13 protein-coding genes and 1 other RNA gene are annotated in these 17,028 nt (G+C 56.7%); 3 read left to right on the top strand and 11 right to left on the bottom strand.

What is annotated here, in order from left to right:
* Window positions 1-412: 412 nt before the first annotated feature.
* Both ACQKPZ_RS11230 and ACQKPZ_RS11225 read left to right on the top strand, forming a co-directional pair.
* Window positions 413-1,651, top strand: coding sequence for an AAA family ATPase (locus tag ACQKPZ_RS11230; RefSeq protein ID WP_402832231.1), 1,239 nt, complete (start codon window positions 413-415; stop codon window positions 1,649-1,651).
* On the top strand, window positions 1,648-2,379 hold the full coding sequence (locus ACQKPZ_RS11225; protein WP_402832232.1) for an HNH endonuclease: 732 nt from the start codon (window positions 1,648-1,650) through the stop codon (window positions 2,377-2,379). The genes ACQKPZ_RS11230 and ACQKPZ_RS11225 overlap by 4 nt, the downstream gene beginning before the upstream one ends.
* A 397-nt stretch (window positions 2,380-2,776) precedes the next feature.
* Here ACQKPZ_RS11225 and ACQKPZ_RS11220 read toward each other — a convergent pair whose 3' ends face one another.
* The 10 genes from ACQKPZ_RS11220 to ACQKPZ_RS11175 all read right to left on the bottom strand — a co-directional run bounded on the left by ACQKPZ_RS11220 (window position 2,777) and on the right by ACQKPZ_RS11175 (window position 15,275).
* Window positions 2,777-3,706 (bottom strand): sce7725 family protein, encoded by a 930-nt coding sequence (locus ACQKPZ_RS11220; protein WP_402832233.1) that lies wholly within the window; start codon window positions 3,704-3,706, stop codon window positions 2,777-2,779.
* On the bottom strand, window positions 3,667-4,557 hold the full coding sequence (locus tag ACQKPZ_RS11215; RefSeq protein WP_402832235.1) for a sce7726 family protein: 891 nt from the start codon (window positions 4,555-4,557) through the stop codon (window positions 3,667-3,669). Before ACQKPZ_RS11215 ends, ACQKPZ_RS11220 begins: the two co-directional genes overlap by 40 nt.
* A gap of 210 nt (window positions 4,558-4,767) precedes the next feature.
* The gene (locus ACQKPZ_RS11210) at window positions 4,768-5,043 is read right to left on the bottom strand and encodes a hypothetical protein (RefSeq protein ID WP_402832237.1); all 276 of its coding nucleotides are present in this window, start codon (window positions 5,041-5,043) and stop codon (window positions 4,768-4,770) included.
* The gene (locus ACQKPZ_RS11205; protein WP_427537758.1) at window positions 5,040-6,020 is read right to left on the bottom strand and encodes an integrase domain-containing protein; all 981 of its coding nucleotides are present in this window, start codon (window positions 6,018-6,020) and stop codon (window positions 5,040-5,042) included. Before ACQKPZ_RS11205 ends, ACQKPZ_RS11210 begins: the two co-directional genes overlap by 4 nt.
* 940 nt (window positions 6,021-6,960) lie before the next feature.
* Complete coding sequence (locus ACQKPZ_RS11200; protein WP_402832240.1) at window positions 6,961-8,217, bottom strand: integrase domain-containing protein; 1,257 nt, start codon at window positions 8,215-8,217, stop codon at window positions 6,961-6,963.
* A gap of 187 nt (window positions 8,218-8,404) precedes the next feature.
* Window positions 8,405-8,803: a transfer-messenger RNA gene (gene ssrA / locus ACQKPZ_RS11195) on the bottom strand.
* A gap of 99 nt (window positions 8,804-8,902) precedes the next feature.
* Window positions 8,903-9,193, bottom strand: coding sequence for a hypothetical protein (locus tag ACQKPZ_RS11190; RefSeq protein WP_025754271.1), 291 nt, complete (start codon window positions 9,191-9,193; stop codon window positions 8,903-8,905).
* Window positions 9,194-9,511: 318 nt separating this feature from the next.
* Window positions 9,512-12,322: an FAD-binding and (Fe-S)-binding domain-containing protein gene (locus tag ACQKPZ_RS11185; RefSeq protein ID WP_427537755.1), complete on the bottom strand. Its 2,811-nt coding sequence runs from the start codon at window positions 12,320-12,322 to the stop codon at window positions 9,512-9,514.
* 75 nt (window positions 12,323-12,397) lie between these two features.
* Window positions 12,398-13,543 carry an FMN-dependent L-lactate dehydrogenase LldD gene (lldD, locus tag ACQKPZ_RS11180; RefSeq protein WP_391135279.1) on the bottom strand — a complete coding sequence of 382 codons (1,146 nt, stop codon included), beginning with the start codon at window positions 13,541-13,543 and terminating at the stop codon, window positions 12,398-12,400.
* A 61-nt stretch (window positions 13,544-13,604) separates the two neighbouring features.
* On the bottom strand, window positions 13,605-15,275 hold the full coding sequence (locus ACQKPZ_RS11175; protein WP_391135276.1) for a lactate permease LctP family transporter: 1,671 nt from the start codon (window positions 15,273-15,275) through the stop codon (window positions 13,605-13,607).
* Between the two features lie 255 nt (window positions 15,276-15,530).
* On the opposite strand from ACQKPZ_RS11175, the gene ACQKPZ_RS11170 reads away from it, so the two are divergent.
* On the top strand, window positions 15,531-16,298 hold the full coding sequence (locus ACQKPZ_RS11170) for a GntR family transcriptional regulator (protein WP_427537752.1): 768 nt from the start codon (window positions 15,531-15,533) through the stop codon (window positions 16,296-16,298).
* 123 nt (window positions 16,299-16,421) lie between these two features.
* Here ACQKPZ_RS11170 and smpB read toward each other — a convergent pair whose 3' ends face one another.
* Window positions 16,422-16,904, bottom strand: a complete 483-nt coding sequence (smpB, locus tag ACQKPZ_RS11165; protein ID WP_300028786.1) for an SsrA-binding protein SmpB — start codon at window positions 16,902-16,904, stop codon at window positions 16,422-16,424.
* Between the last annotated feature and the right edge of the window lie 124 nt (window positions 16,905-17,028).

Raw genomic sequence — 17,028 nt, 5'->3', positions numbered from 1 at the left:
AAAATATTTGCAATGGTTATAAGTTATTCAAGAGATGATGTGTGAGTTTGTGACCGATTTTGGATGTGGCTCAGGTGCTACTAGTGTCTGCGCAAACCCACACGGCAAAAAAGTACTCCCTCCATACATATCCGGGCAGGATTATTACACAGCCTTAAAGTTTTTGTGAGTAAAGCGACTTGTCATTGGGTCAGCAATCTTCGATAATCCAATTGCTGAAGTAGCTAGATGATCAATTTATTAAATTGTCGTTTCGGCGTTTGTAAAACCCGTCCACGTGTAAAGGTGTTGAGTGAGTTGCTCTATTGGAGTGTATGATCCAATCTTAGGCGGGAAGTGATGTTCAGAGGGTACTGAGTGGGCTAGAGGCCGCTCGCTTTGGGGAATTATGCAGAAAGATAAAAGCTACTCTATGACTGAAATTGTTGAGGCTATACTGAATCGCCTTAATTCATCCTCCAGAGGTAAGAGGCCAGGTCAATATACTTATGTAATTGGTAATAATGGTACTGGGAAGAGTAGAATGTTGGGGGAACTCGCCGAACGGCTAAAAAAAGCTAGATCGGATAGAGTGGTCGCATGCATCGCCAGTTCGGTGCATGATCGATTTATTTATGGTGATCATAAAAATGTAATATATATGGGGGCTCGAAACTCTTCGAATGCGGTATTTCTTTCCGCGATAGATAGGCAGCTTGCTAGATATATACTTCATGCTATGCGGATAGATAGGAGATTGTTAAAGTATCTGCTTGATGCTGTCAATATGAATCTGTCTTTTTCTATTAGTGAAAAGTCAATAGATACTATCCTTAATCCTCCGGAGAAGGCTACCAGGGATAGTAATAGGATAATTAAAAGAGCAGCTGACTTAGGTTTGCTATCCTCACGGCCAATTGCAATGCTTCGGAGAATTGCAGAGGGCAGCGGAAGATTTGAGAAACTAACTGAAGCTCAAATCCCTATGCTGCTTAACTATCTAGAGCTGAATATTGATTTCACGCTAAAAATTGAGCTGGCAGGAGGAGAGCTCATCGGTTTTGATGAGCTTAGTACAGGTGAGCAGAATAGGTTATTGTTGTTCTCAAAAATTTTAAGTGTCATGCGTGACGGAACCATTTTTTTGATCGATGAGCCAGAGATAAGCCTTCATCTTCACTGGCAGATGGACTTCCATAAAACACTAGAAAAACTGCTTTCAAGGCTTGATCGTTTTCATGTCGTAGTTGCGACTCATTCACCTACGATTATAAGCGAAGCTGTCAAGGTTGATGCTGATAGTCTCGATAACATGGTTGCGGTACTGCATCGAGAGCACGATGCGGGTGAACGTTTAACATATGCTGGTCCGGGAGCAGGCTCAATTACCTGTAAATTCCATAACTTCGCAGAAGTAGCTAGTCACGACCAACTGGTACTTAGATTTTTTCAAACTTCGCCCTACCAGACGAGGGAGGTCAGTGTAGAGGTTGCTGATGCTGTGCTGAGCGTGGCTGAGGGCGGTATAGAGAAAAATGATGCTGTTAAGCTTCTTAATGAACTGCGAACAGTGATCGGGTTATCCAAGGAAGCAGAGCAGCAGATCGAAGCCGCCCTAGTTTTGGTAAGAAATGACCTAGTAAACTCCATAAAAATGAAGGATGTTCCATGAGGTCTCTCTGTACAACTGCCGAACAAAAGGAACACTTAGCGAAATTACTAAAACTGATGAGAGCGAAAGAGTTAAACGGAGGAGAGGCATGGTCGGCATTTTCATCGCCAGCCGTATCAAAAACTTTTACTCGGAAAAACGCTCATTGGAGAACGGTAAATTTCACCGAAGACGAAGTCGGCACATATAAAGAGATTCGCAAAAAAGTACAGGAAGTACTTTTTGAACGATGCTTAGGATGTTGTGCGTACTGTCGTCGTCCGGTAGGGCATTACGGCTGGGCATGGCACATCGAGCATGTTCTACCCAAGTCGAAATATCCTTCGCTTGCCTTTAAACTCGCCAATCTAACTGTTGGGTGTGTGCATTGTAATCAGTGGAAAGGAGCTAGGGTCGACAAAAAAGTGTCCAAAAGAGCACTTCCTATCATCAATCCTATCGTGCCAAATTTTATTTATTCCAGTCATTTAACGTATGTTCAAATTAGTACCGAGTCATTATGTTTCGCTAAATACTCTACTCATTCTGGTGAGGGCCTGAAGACGTATGAGCTGCTTTCGTTTGAAGAGCTTGAACGGGCTTATGCTATTAATGGTATGCATGCCCCTACAGCGGCCCTACACGAGCGCTTAACTCGGGCAATGAGCGCTGTGCTAACAAGTCCAGAAAAGCGGGAGCTTGTAGAGCTTCTCGGTGGGTTGAAATCCTCCATCTATAGACTTCCCTAAGAAAGGTGCCACAAGTATGGCATCACTTGAAGTACAGAGCTTATAGATCGAGGTGCTGCAGAGTTGTGCTGAGTGGCGCCCGATGAAAGTAGATTGAATCGTGTAGGGATTCGCCAAGCATGAGAAACCTACACAATTTTATGAGGTATATGTAATTAATGCTGAATTATGAACGCATTCGGGAGGCAAGGCTTCGGGAAGTTATATTGAAGGGAAAAAATGGTTTGAGCCCTTACTGGCGAATTTGCGAATATGTCCAGCTGGAAGTCGGCTAGGAACCCTCTGAACAAGTCCATTTTCCTCACGAAGGGCCCGCTGGAGCCCGCGTGTTTACAGGGGCTGAGCAGCTCGAAACGACTTATTCGGAGGATCCCTAGAGGTTAATTCGCAAAATCAATTACCATGAAGATAGTGTCTGAATATGGTGCTTAATTGATATTTTTTTGACAACGCCAAGTCCTGGGTAGTGGCGAGTAGCATGAAGAGTTATAAATTCTTGTAATCCCGCAGTGTTGACGAAATTTCCTGGATTCGTTGAAATATGGGAAATAAGCAAATCTAGAGCTTCGCGAAATTTACCACCAGGATCACTTTGGCTGTCATTATCAGAGTAGGAAGAGAAATGGCGCACATACATTTGAGTTGACCGAGAAGGATCAAGGTAGGACATGTGTAGGGTAACGACAAATGCTGGGCCACCACCTTCAACGAGGCGTTCGCTTAGAATGGTGAAATCGCCAAATCCAATTGCATTTGGGAACGCTCTATACCCATTGTGAAGGTTTGAGTAAAATGACTCTGTGCCGTAATCTAAATTTCTGGTTTTTTTGTCAAAACCATCATGAAAGAGGACGGCCCTTGGAAGAGTTCCCCATACCGAAAAATCCGTTTTGTCTGGATTGAGTGCTACAGCAGAGGCTCTCATTAGATCCACAACTAGGGCTGGTGTAACAATACCTTCAACATAAGCGACAAAAGGTATGGTGAAGCTTTTTAACAATGCGATGGCAGGCGCGTCAGACGCATCACGTATTTTTATACATGGGACGAATGAACCTTGCCCAGTCCCAATAGTTGCAAGGTTGGTTCTCAGAGAAGAAAAAATATTTGACGTCGCACCACTTGCGAATTCGCTTTGAGAAGGATTAATTACTACCCACGGGCTGATGCCAGATGTTGTCAATTCGGAAATGGTAGTCCCTAGGGGGGCAAGGTTTAAATTTACAGGTTCTAAAATGGGACATACATTGCTGGAGGGTATATGTCCAACGAGTTCCCTGAGTGCATTTAGTTCAAACTGTTTGCCTTTGAGGATTGGGTAGTACATAGAGTTTCCTTACTTAAGATTGAATTCATGATTTCCACAAGCCCAGCTCGGGCCTTGCGGGTTGATCCAAAGTCGACTCCGGCCGCTAATAAGGATGTAGGTAAAGAAAGTATGAAATCCTTGTCCAGAGCTCTTGTCTGACGAATAATTTTTCTAAACTCAGTACGAATTTTATCGTTGGCGGCAGATGTCAGTAGTAATCGTTCACACTCACGGAAGATCTCGGTATTGCTCACATTTGGTGCCGCGCCAAACAACGATTCGGTGAGCCCAACGTATTCGTCACGTCGAAGCGATCTCATTAAGACCCGAACATCAATCTGTGCGTCTGTAAGTTGCGCAGATCTCATTTCTCGAAAAGTACCGCTCTTGTTTAGTAAGATAATCCCTACCTCTTCAGGTACTATATTCAGCACTGAGGTTAGATTTTTCTTAGAGACAACTACGTTAACTTTATCGAATATCTTCAGGTAAGAATCGATTTGAGGTTTTAGTCGGGTTAGGTTGTCGTAATCAGTTTTTATTTCATAACATGTTGAAATGCCATTGACGATTACACAATCGGCTTTGTTTGCGCCTACTCGGAATTCAGTGAGCATAGTAGAGCTGTTTATTGAATGTCTTCCGAGGAGAATTTTCTTTGCAATAGAATTTTTGTAATAGTATTCATTACGATATTCCCTGCACAGTAGGCCATAACAAAATTCAAATACGCTAGCAACAGTAAAGGTGTCATCAAAGCTGTCTTGATAGCATTTTGCCACTCTTGTGACAAGGGACAGATCGCCCCCCGAAACGGAATTGATGTTGCTGCTGGAAAAAATTTTCGCTATCTCGTTGAAATTCAACATATTTTATATCCGTTCAACGATTTCATCATGAGTCAAAAAATCAAAAATCAATCTAGGCAAGCTTATGGTCGGCGCACAGTACCATGCCCCAGCGTGCTCTGGCTCCGCACAACCCCAAACTGCTGGTGGCTAGGGCTATAGTTTAACGGCAGATTCTAGGCGTCATCTGCCCTTCACGAGCGGCTGTGGATCGATAGCAGCCGCTCTCACTCAGAGATTGAAAAGCCATGGCTTTTCTAGGCGCCGTGCGAGCATCCTGGCCGTTAGCAGATAGTAGTACCGCGTCGCCTGACTGCGCTGGCTCATGCGACGTTCAAGAAACCAAGTCACATGCTTTCTCTGCCAAGCCCATGGGGTTTCTCGCTGCCAACGCTTTGCAATTTCATTCTGAATAAGCTTCGCTTGGCGTAAATGACGTTGCTGCGTTGCGTGTGAGCCGGTCAGGAAGCCCGCCAAGAACAACTCCATATCGAATGGCTTGCTCATGTCCGTCCTCCAATGTAGGCCGCGACCACGTCGATCCGCCCGTGCCCAAGCTCGTAACTGATTCGCCTCCGGGCTTCGCCATCAAGGTTCCTATCTACCTGGCAACATTTGCCACCATTGATTGGGGCGGGGCATTGGGTGATCTGCTCGTAGCGCTCGCATGCGTACGCCGCCCGTAGCTCATGGAAGCCCTTGAGGTTGTGTGCATGCAGGACGTCCCGTGCTGGGCGGACGATTTCCTGCAGAACATTCAGATAGCTTTCGTCTAGCGCAATCAGATTGCGGCTACTCGCAGGCGATACCTGCCGTGCAAACCCAAGTGCACCTAGAACATGGTCGTCCACCGTAATCCATCGTGGCGCCGAGGCGCCAGCGCGGCTGCCTTTGGTGCCATCCTGGATGTTGATCCTGCCTAGGTCGTTAGCCTCACGGCTCAGCCGTGGCAAGTCGGCTAGGATGGCCTCACGCAAGCGCATGCCGGTGGCTCGCGCCAATAGAACGATTGCAGCGGCCCGTCGCTGATGATCGCGGCAAAGCACATCGACAATCTGCTTAACCTGTTTGCGGTCTTGGCCCTGCGGCACCGAGTGGCGAACCCCAGTGCGCTGCATACCCAATGCCTTGCTCGGACTGGGCAACTTCACGTACTGATCACCGCGAAGCGCCGCCATGGTCCTGTTAACGCTGGATAGCCGATTTTGTGCGGTGCTGACGGCTAGGTCACCGCGCCCAACCACGTCGCGCAGATGCGCCGCATAGTCGGCCAATACCCCACAATCAATCTGCCGCGCATCATTGATGCCGGGCCCCTGTTCGGAGCGGCACCACCTCACGAATGCCAACCATCGATCACTGTGCGCCTTTACGGTGCCGTAGTGACCGCCGCCGAACATGTCTTTCAGCGCCTGAGGTCCTGCGTAGCTCAACTGCCTGCCGTAGCCGAAATTACGACCATCGCGTCTACACACCAATGCCATGTCAGTCACCTCATCGTCCGCTCTCCGATCCTCGTCCCACGTCATCCCGCCAAGAATGTTGAGTGTTATCAGGGATCAAGGCCCCTGCGACCTGTGGGGAATGTCCACTACGCGGGACTGGCGGCTCCTTACGTCCGGGAGCAAGGGCATCTCATGATCTGGCCTCCTGAGCACCGTTACCGGTGGGCGGGTGGAGGCTGCATTGGCTGACGAGACCAGCGCCGCGAGATCCTGAGCCAGGTGCAAGCAGCAATGCGATGACCGGGGCATGCCTGACTGTCAGTCAGGTGCAGTCCATTCCCTGGTCTGCGGCACCATCATCTACATGGCTGTTGCTGGTGACATCGGCGTTTGTCACGCCGATTGTCACGAGGGGGATTGCCGCAATGCCATGTAAGATCGGGGCTGCAGCAGTGGTAGAAGTGCCCGTCTCTTTCCAGAGAAAGAGACGGGCACAGGTTGGCGCAAGATTCGGCCAAGCGGATAGGTTGCTGCAGGGCAGCGAGGTACGGTGTGTCTGGCGCACGAGGGCCATAAGTATAAGAGCATCCATCACTGGGAAGTGACCGGGCGAGCTGCCGGATGCGAATCGCCTTTGGGGAGAACCACCGCGAGAGCGGCGTGACCTTGAAGGTTCGAGCCACCTGGGATGCTGTCATCGACAGCGCTTGCACGGCCAGTTCTACGCCTGTGGATAAAACCGGTCAAGGGCCGAAATTCAGCGCTCTTGGGGGCGTGAAAAGCGGTTATCCACCGGTGGAATTCCGTGGTAAATCCTGGACAACGTCGTGGCTTTAGCTCTTTAAAGTGAGGTCCATCCAAACAGGGCGGCTTTGCAGCCCTGTTTGGATGGACCCGCGCTGAGAAGCGGATAAGTGAGGCTGCTTGCCCCGAGTCACGAACGTTCAGTTGTTACCGCAATTCTTGCGCCTGCACAGTGCTAACGAATCGGCACCACATTTTTGTCTCTGACTTGGCCGTAGGCTGAGGCAAGCAGGCTGCCGGTGGCGGCTTTCTGGATGTACTCACTCCACCAATCCATCATCGGACGCCGGCGCTCGATGTAGTCGGCCCGGTTGTAAGCGCTGCGCACCTCATCCTTGTCGACATGCGCCAGTGCGACCTCAATGAGTTCGGGGTCCCACCCATGTTCATTCAAGATGGTGCTGGCCATCGAACGCATGCCGTGGCTGACCAACCGATCCTGGAAGCCCATACGTTTCAACGCCATGTTGGCGGTCTGGCTATTGGCGTGGGTGCGCGGATTTCTGTCTGCCGGGAAGACGTATTCGCGATGGCCGCTGTGAGGCTTGAGTGACTCCAACAGGGCGACAGCGTGATCACTCAACGGGATGCTATGCGGACGGCGCTTCTTCATTCGCTCCGGTGGGATAGTCCAGATACGCCTTTCAAAGTCGATGTCCGCCCAGCGAGTAGTCGCCGCCTCAGCGGGGCGAGTCATCGTATGCAACTGCCATTCGATCAGGCAGCGGGTAGTGCGTTTGATGCTGGCGTTCGCGATCTCCAGCATAAGCTCGGGGAGCTCTTCGGGCGGAAGCGCAGCCATGTTCTCTTTCTTGGGCTTCTTGAATACTGCCCTGATACCGGTGAGCGGGTTGGCGAAGATCAGGCCGGAGTTTACGCCGTAGGTCATGATCTCGTTTAGCCGCTGGCTAAGACGTTTGACCGTCTCCAGGCTGCCTTTCGCTTCGATTGGACGAAGCAATCCGATCACCATCGGCGCGGTGATTTTCGTCAGTGGCGTCGTCTTCAAATCGGGGAGCACGTGCAACGTGAGCGACCGCCAGATGTCCTCGGCGTAGGCTGGGGTGACCGAGTCTTTCTTGAGTTCAAACCAGGCGGTGGCCACGTTCTCGAAGGTGTGTTCGGTTTCCGCGCGCTTGGCTTCATTCAGCGTATTGCGCTGCACCTTCGGATCGATGCCTTGGGCGAGCAGCTCGCGGGCTTCGACTGCCTTCTTTCGTGCGTTCGCCAGTGACAGTTCGGGATAGGTCCCGAAGCCGATGTTGATGCGCTTCTTGGTCACCGGCTCGCGGTAGTTGAAATTCCACAGCAACGAGCCGTTGCTGCGTACGCGGAGCTGCAAACCATCACCGTCAGTGAGGACATAATCCTTGGACGCGGGTTTGACTCCCTTGAGCTGTCGATCGGACAGACGGAGGTTTTGAGCAGGCATGAGATTCTCCTCAGGCACTGATTCGGTATTCCAAAGATTAGCACCGGGTGAGGTGGAATACCGCCTGGAATACCCGAATGGCTGGAACTCAAAAAATCTCAAAAGACTGCAAAAGCGCTGGAAGCCGTGTATTTACTGGATTTCAGGCACAAAAAAAGACGTCCGTGGACGTCTTTGATTGATCATTTGGTGGAGCCGGGGGGATTTGAACCCCCGTCCGCCAGTACTCCGCTGTCGGTACTACATGCTTAGCCGTGTCTACTGATTTAATCCGCAGCCGCCCGACGGGCAGGGTGCTTTGGATGAGTTGTGTAAGTTTTAGTCACTTCGCCCACAACGTGCTACGCGACGATCCTGTTCTGTATGACAATCAGTTCGGGTTTACAGGCATCCCCTAGTGATTGCTGGAGCCGAAGCTACCAGAAGCAACGGGTCAAGAGACCGCATTAAGCGGCCAGCTTGTACTCCGCGCCGTAGTTTTCGTCATTGGCAACTATAAAAGTTGCAACAGTGGATTTACGAGTTCTGTTACCAACTCGGCATGCACCTAGAGTTTCGCTACCGGCGTCGAATCCTAATCGGCCCCACACTAGCGTTACGCTAACGCACCTTACGGCACGTGGGGCGGAGTATACGCCATTGCGCGGGCGACGTCGACAGCCGGTCCTGTCGCCCGCTTTCAGGCTCACGCGCCGCCGCTGCCGGTGCCGCTGCCTTTCTCGGTTTTTTCCAGGCGCTCCAGCACTTTGCTGGTGATGGCGATGCATTCCTTGGTGTCGCCCGAGGCCTGGGCGGCCTTGGCTTTGTCGACGTGCTCGGTAATGGCCTTGTCCAGGCCTTCGGAGGTGGCGCCGGCGGTGGCCATGCTGTCGTCGATCTTTTGCAGGTTGGTGGTGCAGAGGTCATCGGCGGCGAACACAGGCGAAGCCAGCAGGGTAGCGGCCGCGAACAGGGCCGAAAGCGCGGTACCTTTCATGGGTGTCTCCTCTGGGGCCTCTGGAAGGTGGGCCTGTAAGGTGGACTGTGGGGGATTGGCGGGGGTTCAATCGGGATGGTGGCGGGGTGGAATGATGGTGGGATGGCACCGGCTTTGCCGGTGTTCGCGGCTGAAGCCGCTCCCACAGGTATCGCGGTTGGCCCAGGCTTGCGCTGTACCTGTGTAGGAGCGGCCTTGTGTCGCGATCGGGCTGCGAAGCAGCCCCAGGATGTCAGTGTGGGTGCGTAAATCGAGGGGCCGCTTCGCGGCCCGATCGCGACACAAGGCCGCTCCTACAAATGGAGACGGCGCCGGCCTTTAGATGCTGCGTGGCCGGGTAACGCGGTCCACCAGGTAGACCAGCCCGTGGTAGTCGATACCGCTGTGGCTGCTCAAGCCGATCTCGCAGGTGCGGCTGGTGGAGATGCCTTCGCTGCAATACTGCACCGCATCTTTCAGGCTGCGCAGCGAGTGGGCATTGAGCTCGGGGGTGGTGAAGCCTTTGTCACCGGCAAACCCACAGCAATGTATGCCTTCCGGGATCACCACCTGCTTGCTGCAACGCCGCGCCAGGTCGATCAGTGCCTGGCTTTCGCCAAGATGCTGGGTGCTACAGGTCACGTGCACGGCCACCGGCTCGTCCTGGGGGCTGAACTCCAGGCGGTCGAGCAGGTGGGTGCGGATGAAGCGCACCGGGTCGTACAGGTCCAGCCGGGTGTCACCCAGGTCTTGCACCAGGCGCAGGGTGCAGGGGCTGGTGTCGCAGTAGATCGGGTCAAGGCCGCCGCGGCTGGCGTGCAGCAGGGCATTGATCAGTTCCTGGCGTTTGTGCTCGGCCTGTTCGGGGTAGCCCTTGGAGGCGAATGGTTGGCCGCAGCACAGGCTGTCTGAGTTTTCGGGGAACACCACCTGATAGCCGGCCTTTTCCAGCAGGCCGCGGGTTTTGTCCAGCAGCGAGCTTTGCTCACGGTCGGCATAGGCCGGGCCCATCACCCGCGATACGCAGGCGGCCAGGTACACCACGCGGGGGCGGGCGTCGTTACTTGCCGCGCCGAAGCTGATCGGGCGCAGGGGTTGTGGCATGGCCGGTGTCCACTGGGGCAGGCGGCCTTTGCTTACTTTATTCAGTGTGCCGGTCAGGCGGCCCAGGCGCGGGGCACCGAGCAGCTTGCGTGCAGTATTGGCGGCTGTGAGGGTAAGGCGTGCGCCACCCAGTGCGATGTGGAAGTGTTCGGCCAGCCAGTCGGCGGTCTTGTCATGGTCGGCGGCCTGGCTGCGCAGTTTCTTCACCAGCTCACCGGTGTTGATGCCGACCGGGCAGCGCTGGGCGCACAGGCCGGTGGCGGCGCAGGTGTCGATGCCCTGGTACTGGTAGGTCTGCATCAGCTCGCGGGTGTCGAGGCCGGCGCGTTGCCTGGCCTGGATGTCACGCCACATGACAATGCGCTGGCGCGGGCTGAGGGTCAGGCCCTTGGATGGGCACACCGGTTCGCAGAAGCCGCACTCGATGCACTTGTCGACGATTTCATCGGCGGCGGGCAGTGGCTTGAGGTTCTTCAGGTGAATGTCCGGGTCTTCACTCAGCACCACGTCGGGGTTGAGGATGCTGTTGGGGTCGAGCAGGCGCTTGAGCTGCCACATCAGCTGGTAGGCGTCATGGCCCCATTCCAGCTCCACGAACGGGGCCATGTTGCGGCCGGTGCCGTGTTCGGCTTTGAGCGAGCCGCCGAACTCCACGGCCACCAACTGCGCCACGTCGTCCATGAACGCCTGGTAGCGGGCGACTTCCTCGGCGTTGTTGAAGCCCTGGGTGAAGACGAAGTGCAGGTTGCCCTCCAGCGCGTGGCCGAAAATGATCGCTTCGTCGTAGCGGTGCTTGTCGAACAGCTGGATCAGGCGGTTGACGCCTTCGGCCAGTTGCTCAACGGGGAAGGTCACGTCTTCGATGATGACCGTGGTGCCGGTCTGGCGCACGGCGCCGACGGCGGGGAAGGTGTCTTTGCGGATTTTCCACAGCTGGTTGTACACGGCCGGGTCTTCGCTGAAGTCCACCTGTTGTTCCAGGGGGAAGTCGGCGATCGAGGCCATCACTTGTTGCAGTTGCTCTTGCAGCAGGCTCTGGCTGGCAGCGCGGGACTCGATCAGCAGGGCGCAGGCATTGTCCGACAGGCCTTTTACCCACAGCGGCATGCCGGGCATGTTCTGCACCGAACGCAGGCTGCGGCGGTCGAGCAGCTCCACGGCAGAAACCGGCTGTTGCTTGAGCACGGTCACTGCCCGGCAGCAGCTTTCGACGCTGGGAAACACCAGCAGTGCGCTGGCCTTGTGCGGGTGGTCGGGCACGGTGTGGTAAGTGACGGCGCTGATGAAGCCCAGCGTACCTTCGGAGCCGACCAGCAGGTGCTGCAGGATGTCCAGCGGCTGGTCGTAATCCACCAGTGCGTTCAGCGACAAGCCGGTGGTGTTCTTCAGCCGGTACTTGTGCCGGATGCGCTCGGCCAGTGCAGTGTTGGCGCGGGTTTCGCGACCCAGGCGGGCCAGTGATTCCAGCAGCTCGGCGTGGCTGCTTGCAAAGGCGGCGACGCTGGCCGGGTCTTCGCTGTCGAGGCGGGTGCCGTCGGCCAGCACCAGGCGCAGGCCGGCCAGGGTGTGGTAGGTATTTTGCGCGGTGCCGCAGCACATGCCGCTGGCATTGTTGGCAACGATGCCGCCAATCTTGCAGGCGTTGATCGAGGCAGGATCCGGGCCGATCTTGCGCCCGAACGGGGCCAGCCAGGCGTTGGCCTGGGCGCCGATGACGCCGGGTTGCAGGCGGATCTGCTCGCCCTGGCCGCGGATCTCGCGGCCGTTCCAGTTATCACCGAGCACAATCAGTACCGAGTCGCTGATGGCCTGGCCGGACAGGCTGGTACCCGCCGCGCGGAAGGTGACCGGCACCCGCTCGCGCTGGGCCAGTTTGATCAGGCCGACCACTTCGTCTTCGGATTCGACGCGCACCACCAGCTTGGGGATCAGCCGGTAGAAGCTGGCGTCGGTGCCGAAGGCCAGGGTGGACGTGGGGTCGTCGAAGCGGCGTTCGGCGGGTATCAGGCGCTCGGCATCACGCAGGAACGCGGCGGGCAGGCTCATGCAGTCTCCTCGCGGGGCTGTGGCGTCTGTGCGCCACATGCCCCGGGTCAATCAGGCGGTGTTTCTGGCAGGCGGTCAGGCGCCCAGTTCGCGTACCAGCGAGTCGCGGGTGATCTCGCTGATCGACTTGGCACCGGTCAGCACCATGGCCACGCGCATTTCCTTCTCGAACAGTTCGAGCAGGTTTTTAACCCCGGCTTCGCCGTGTACGGCCAAGGCCCACAGGAAGGCGCGACCGATCAGCACAGTGTCGGCGCCCAGGGCGATCATGCGCACCACGTCGAGGCCGCTGCGGATGCCCGAGTCGGCGAGGATCTTGATATCACCTTTGACCGCATCGGCAATCGCCGGCAGGGCGCGGGCGCTGGACAGCACGCCATCGAGCTGGCGGCCGCCGTGGTTGGACACCACGATGCCGTCGGCACCGAACTTGACCGCATCGCGGGCGTCATCAGCGTCGAGAATGCCCTTGATGATCATTGGGCCGTCCCAGAATTCGCGGATCCACTCCAGGTCTTTCCACGAGATGGACGGGTCGAAGTTGTTGCCCAGCCAGCCGATGTAGTCGGCCAGGCCGGTGGGGTTGCCGCGGTACTTGGAGATGTTGCCCAGGTCGTGCGGGCGGCCCATCACGCCCACATCCCACGCCCACTCGGGGTGCGTCATGGCTTGCAGCACGCGGCGCAGCGGGCCGTTGCGGCCGCTCATGCCCGAGTGGGCATCGCGGTAGCGGGCACCGGGTACGGGCATGTCGACGGTGAATACCAACGTCTTGACCCCGGCAGCCTTGGCCCGCTCCAGGGCGTTGCGCATGAAGCCACGGTCCTTGAGCACATACAGCTGGAACCACATCGGCCGGTCGATGGCCGGGGCCACTTCTTCGATCGGGCACACCGACACCGTGGACATGGTGAAGGGGATGCCATGGGCTGCCGCCGCACGCGCCGCCTGCACTTCGCCACGGCGGGCATACATGCCGGTAAGGCCGACCGGGGCCAGCGCCACCGGCATGCTCAGGGTTTCGTCGAACAGGCGGGTGGAGAGGCTGAGCTCGGACATGTTGTTCAGCACGCGCTGGCGCAGGGCAATGCCGGCCAGGTCCGACACGTTGTGGCGCAGGGTGTGCTCGGCGTATGCGCCGCCATCGGCGTAGTGGAACAGGAAGGGAGGCAGCTTGCGTTGGGCCGCGGCGCGATAGTCGGTAGAGGCAGAAATGATCATGGATTCTCGCAGCGTTGCTTGTGGGGAGTGCCGGGCGCGATGGCGCCCGGCCCCTTTCACTTTAGTGATGAACCAGCATGCCGGTCAGCCAGTAAGCCTGGATCAGGGTGATCAGGCCAACGATGGTGGCGAAGAACAGGCTGTGCTTGACGGTGAAGCGGAACAGGTCGGATTCCTTGCCGACCAGGCCGGTGGCGGCGCAGGCCACGGCGATCGACTGCGGCGAGATCATCTTGCCGGTCACGCCGCCGCTGGTGTTAGCGGCAACCAGCAGGGTGTCGTTGACGCCGATCTGGTGAGCAGTGGTGGCCTGCAGCGAGCTGAACAGGGCGTTGGACGAAGTGTCCGAACCCGTCAGGAACACGCCCAGCCAGCCAAGGAACGGCGAGAAGAACGGGAACGCGGCGCCAGTGCCGGCCAGTACCAGGGCCATGGTCGAAGACATGCCTGAGTAGTTGGTGACGAAGGCGAAGGCCAGCACCATGCCGATCGACAGGATCGGCCAGCGCAGCTCCCAGAAGGTCTCTTTTAAAGTGGTCAGACCAGTTTTGAAGTTGATCTTCAGCACGGCCATGGAGATCAGCGCCGAGAGGAAGATTGCAGTGCCGGTGGCAGAGATCGGGTCGAGCTTGAACACCGCTGGCATGGCGGTGGGTGCAGCAACGATCGGTGCGGTCTTGATCACCAGTTGGTCGAGGTGCGGGATGGCGAAGTTGAACACGAAGTTGTACATCGCGCCGCCCGGGGCGAAGGCTGCCTTGAACGGCTTCAGGGTCCAGATGGTGACCAGCACGGTCAGGATCAGGAACGGCGACCAGGCTTTGAAGATTTCGCCGAAGCTGTAAGGGGTAGGCTGGCTGCCGCTTGGCTGCACGACAGCTGCGCCGACGCTGCCTTTGGCCTCGCTGAACGAACGCTTTGGCTGCCAGACTTTCAGGAACAGGGTAAGGCAGATCAGGCTGGCCAGTGCCGAGGTGATGTCGGGCAGTTCCGGGCCGATGAAGTTCGAGGTGAAGTACTGGGTAACGGCAAAGCTCAGGCCGGCAACCAGGGCGGCAGGCCAGGTTTCCTTCACGCCACGCAAGCCATCCATCATGAATACCAGCCAGAACGGCACGAACAGCGACAGCAGCGGCAGCTGGCGGCCGGTCATGGCGCCGATGTGGAAGGCGTCGATGCCTGTCACCTGGCCGGCGACGATGATCGGGATGCCCAGGGCGCCGAAGGCCACCGGGGCGGTGTTGGCGATCAGGCACAGGCCGGCGGCGTACAGCGGGTTGAAGCCCAGGCCAACCAGCAGGGCGGCGGTGATCGCTACCGGTGCGCCAAAGCCGGCTGCACCTTCCAGGAAGGCGCCGAAGCAGAAGCCGATCAGCAGCACTTGCAGGCGCTGGTCGTCGGTAATCGACAGCACCGAGCTGCGGATTACTTCGAACTGGCCGCTCTTGACCGTGAGTTTGTACAGGAACACCGCGGCCACGATGATCCAGGCAATTGGCCAGAGGCCATAGAGGAAGCCATAACCTGCGGCGGCAAATGCCATGTCGACAGGCATCTGGAAGGCGAAGATGGCCACCAGGATCGACAACGCGAGAGTGATGCTGCCGGCGACGTGGCCTTTGAGGCGGAACACGGCGAGGGCAAGGAAGAAGAACACGATGGGAATGACCGCCGCCAGTGCGGACAGGCCAAGACTACCAAGCGGGCTATAGAGTTGTTGCCAGGTTTGCATATGGGGTGGCCCCTAATTGTTGTTGGTCAGCACTGGCATTGGATAATTGGTAAGACCAATTTACAATGACTGGTCGCTAGGTTAAAAGCGCTGTTATGGGTGTGTCAATTTGTCCTGTGCAAAACTTTGGTCGCGTACCGATGAGCGGGCGTCTGATGCGCTGGGAAAATCACTCGTTGATGGGTGTTTGCGCGCTCTGGATCGGCGAGAATAGGCGCCCCCTGATATTTGCCGGGGGTTTGTGGAGAGCATGTGATGGTTTTTGATCAGGTCCGCCAACGGCGCCTGTCCGACGACATTGTCGACCGGTTGGAAGGGATGATTCTGGAGGGCACGCTGACCTCGGGACAGCGTCTGCCGGCCGAGCGCGCCCTTGCCGAGCAGTTCGGTGTGTCCCGCCCGTCACTGCGTGAGGCGATCCAGAAGCTGGTGGCCAAGGGGCTGCTTGTCAGCCGTCAGGGTGGGGGCAATTTTGTTGCCGAGTCCCTGGGCTCCACCTTCAGCGACCCGCTGCTGCAGTTGCTTGAGCACAGTGCCGAGGCGCAGCGAGATCTGCTTGAATTCCGCCATACCCTGGAGGCGTCGTGTGCCTATTACGCGGCCCAGCGCGCCACCGAGCCGGACCGTACGCGCTTGAAGGCGGCCTTTGACGCGCTGCAGGACTGTTACACCCGGGTCGATGAGGTGACCCGTGCGGAAGAAGGTGCTGCCGATGCGAGCTTTCACCTGGCAATCGCCGAGGCCAGCCATAACGCGGTGTTGCTGCACACCATTCGTGGTTTGTTCGACCTGCTCAAGCGCAACGTGGTAACCAACATTGGTGGCATGTACCAGCAGCGTACCGAGACCCGGGACATGCTGATCAGTCAGCACCGGGAGCTGTACCTGGCGATTGTCGAGGGTAGGGCGGACGATGCGCGGGAGGTGTCCAGCCGGCACATTCTGTATGTGCAGGAGGTGCTGGAAGAGGCGCACGAGGAAGCGCAGCGGGTGGCGCGGGCGGAGCGGCGTAGCGGGCGTTGAGAGCTGCGTGGGCTTCTTCGCGGGCGCGCCCGCTCCCACAGGTTATGTATCGCTTCCGAAGCCGGTGCAATCCCTGTGGGAGCGGGCGTGCCCGCGAAGAGGCCGGAACAGGCTGAAGAAGTTTTAGTCTTCCTTGCCCTTGTTCCGCACAACCCGCTGCAGCTCGCGGTTGGAATCGCGTTCGCGCACGGTGTCGCGCTTGTCGAATTCCTTCTTGCCCTTGCCCAGTGCGATTTCGCACTTGATCAGGTGCTTGCTCCAGTACAGCGCCAGGGCAACGCAGGTGTAGCCCTTTTGCGCCACGGCCGCTTCCAGTCGCTCGAGCTCGCGCTTGTTCAGCAGCAGCTTGCGCGTGCGGATAGGGTCGGCGATGACGTGGGTGCTGGCGGTGGTCAGCGGGGTGATGTGGCTGCCGAACAGCCAGGCTTCACCGTCCTTGAGCAGCACGTAGCTGTCAACTAGGTGTGCCTTGCCGGCGCGCAGGCTTTTTACTTCCCAGCCGGACAGGACCAGCCCGGCCTCGAACTTGTGTTCGATGAAGTAATCGTGTCGCGCTTTCTTGTTCTGCGCGATGGTCCCGGTCGGATGTTTTTTTTGCTTAGCCATAGGGGCGGCATTATAGGCAAGTCCGTGCGTCGTCCGCTATGGGATTTCGGTGTGCTTGAGCCACTGCAATGAATACCGGACAATACGGGCCTGTCTTGGTGACAGAACCTGTTTTCGGCACGCT

This window comes from Pseudomonas sp. NPDC089547 (genome assembly GCF_050280665.1).
Lineage (GTDB): Bacteria > Pseudomonadota > Gammaproteobacteria > Pseudomonadales > Pseudomonadaceae > Aquipseudomonas.
This window is presented reverse-complemented; position numbering and strand designations above follow the sequence as displayed.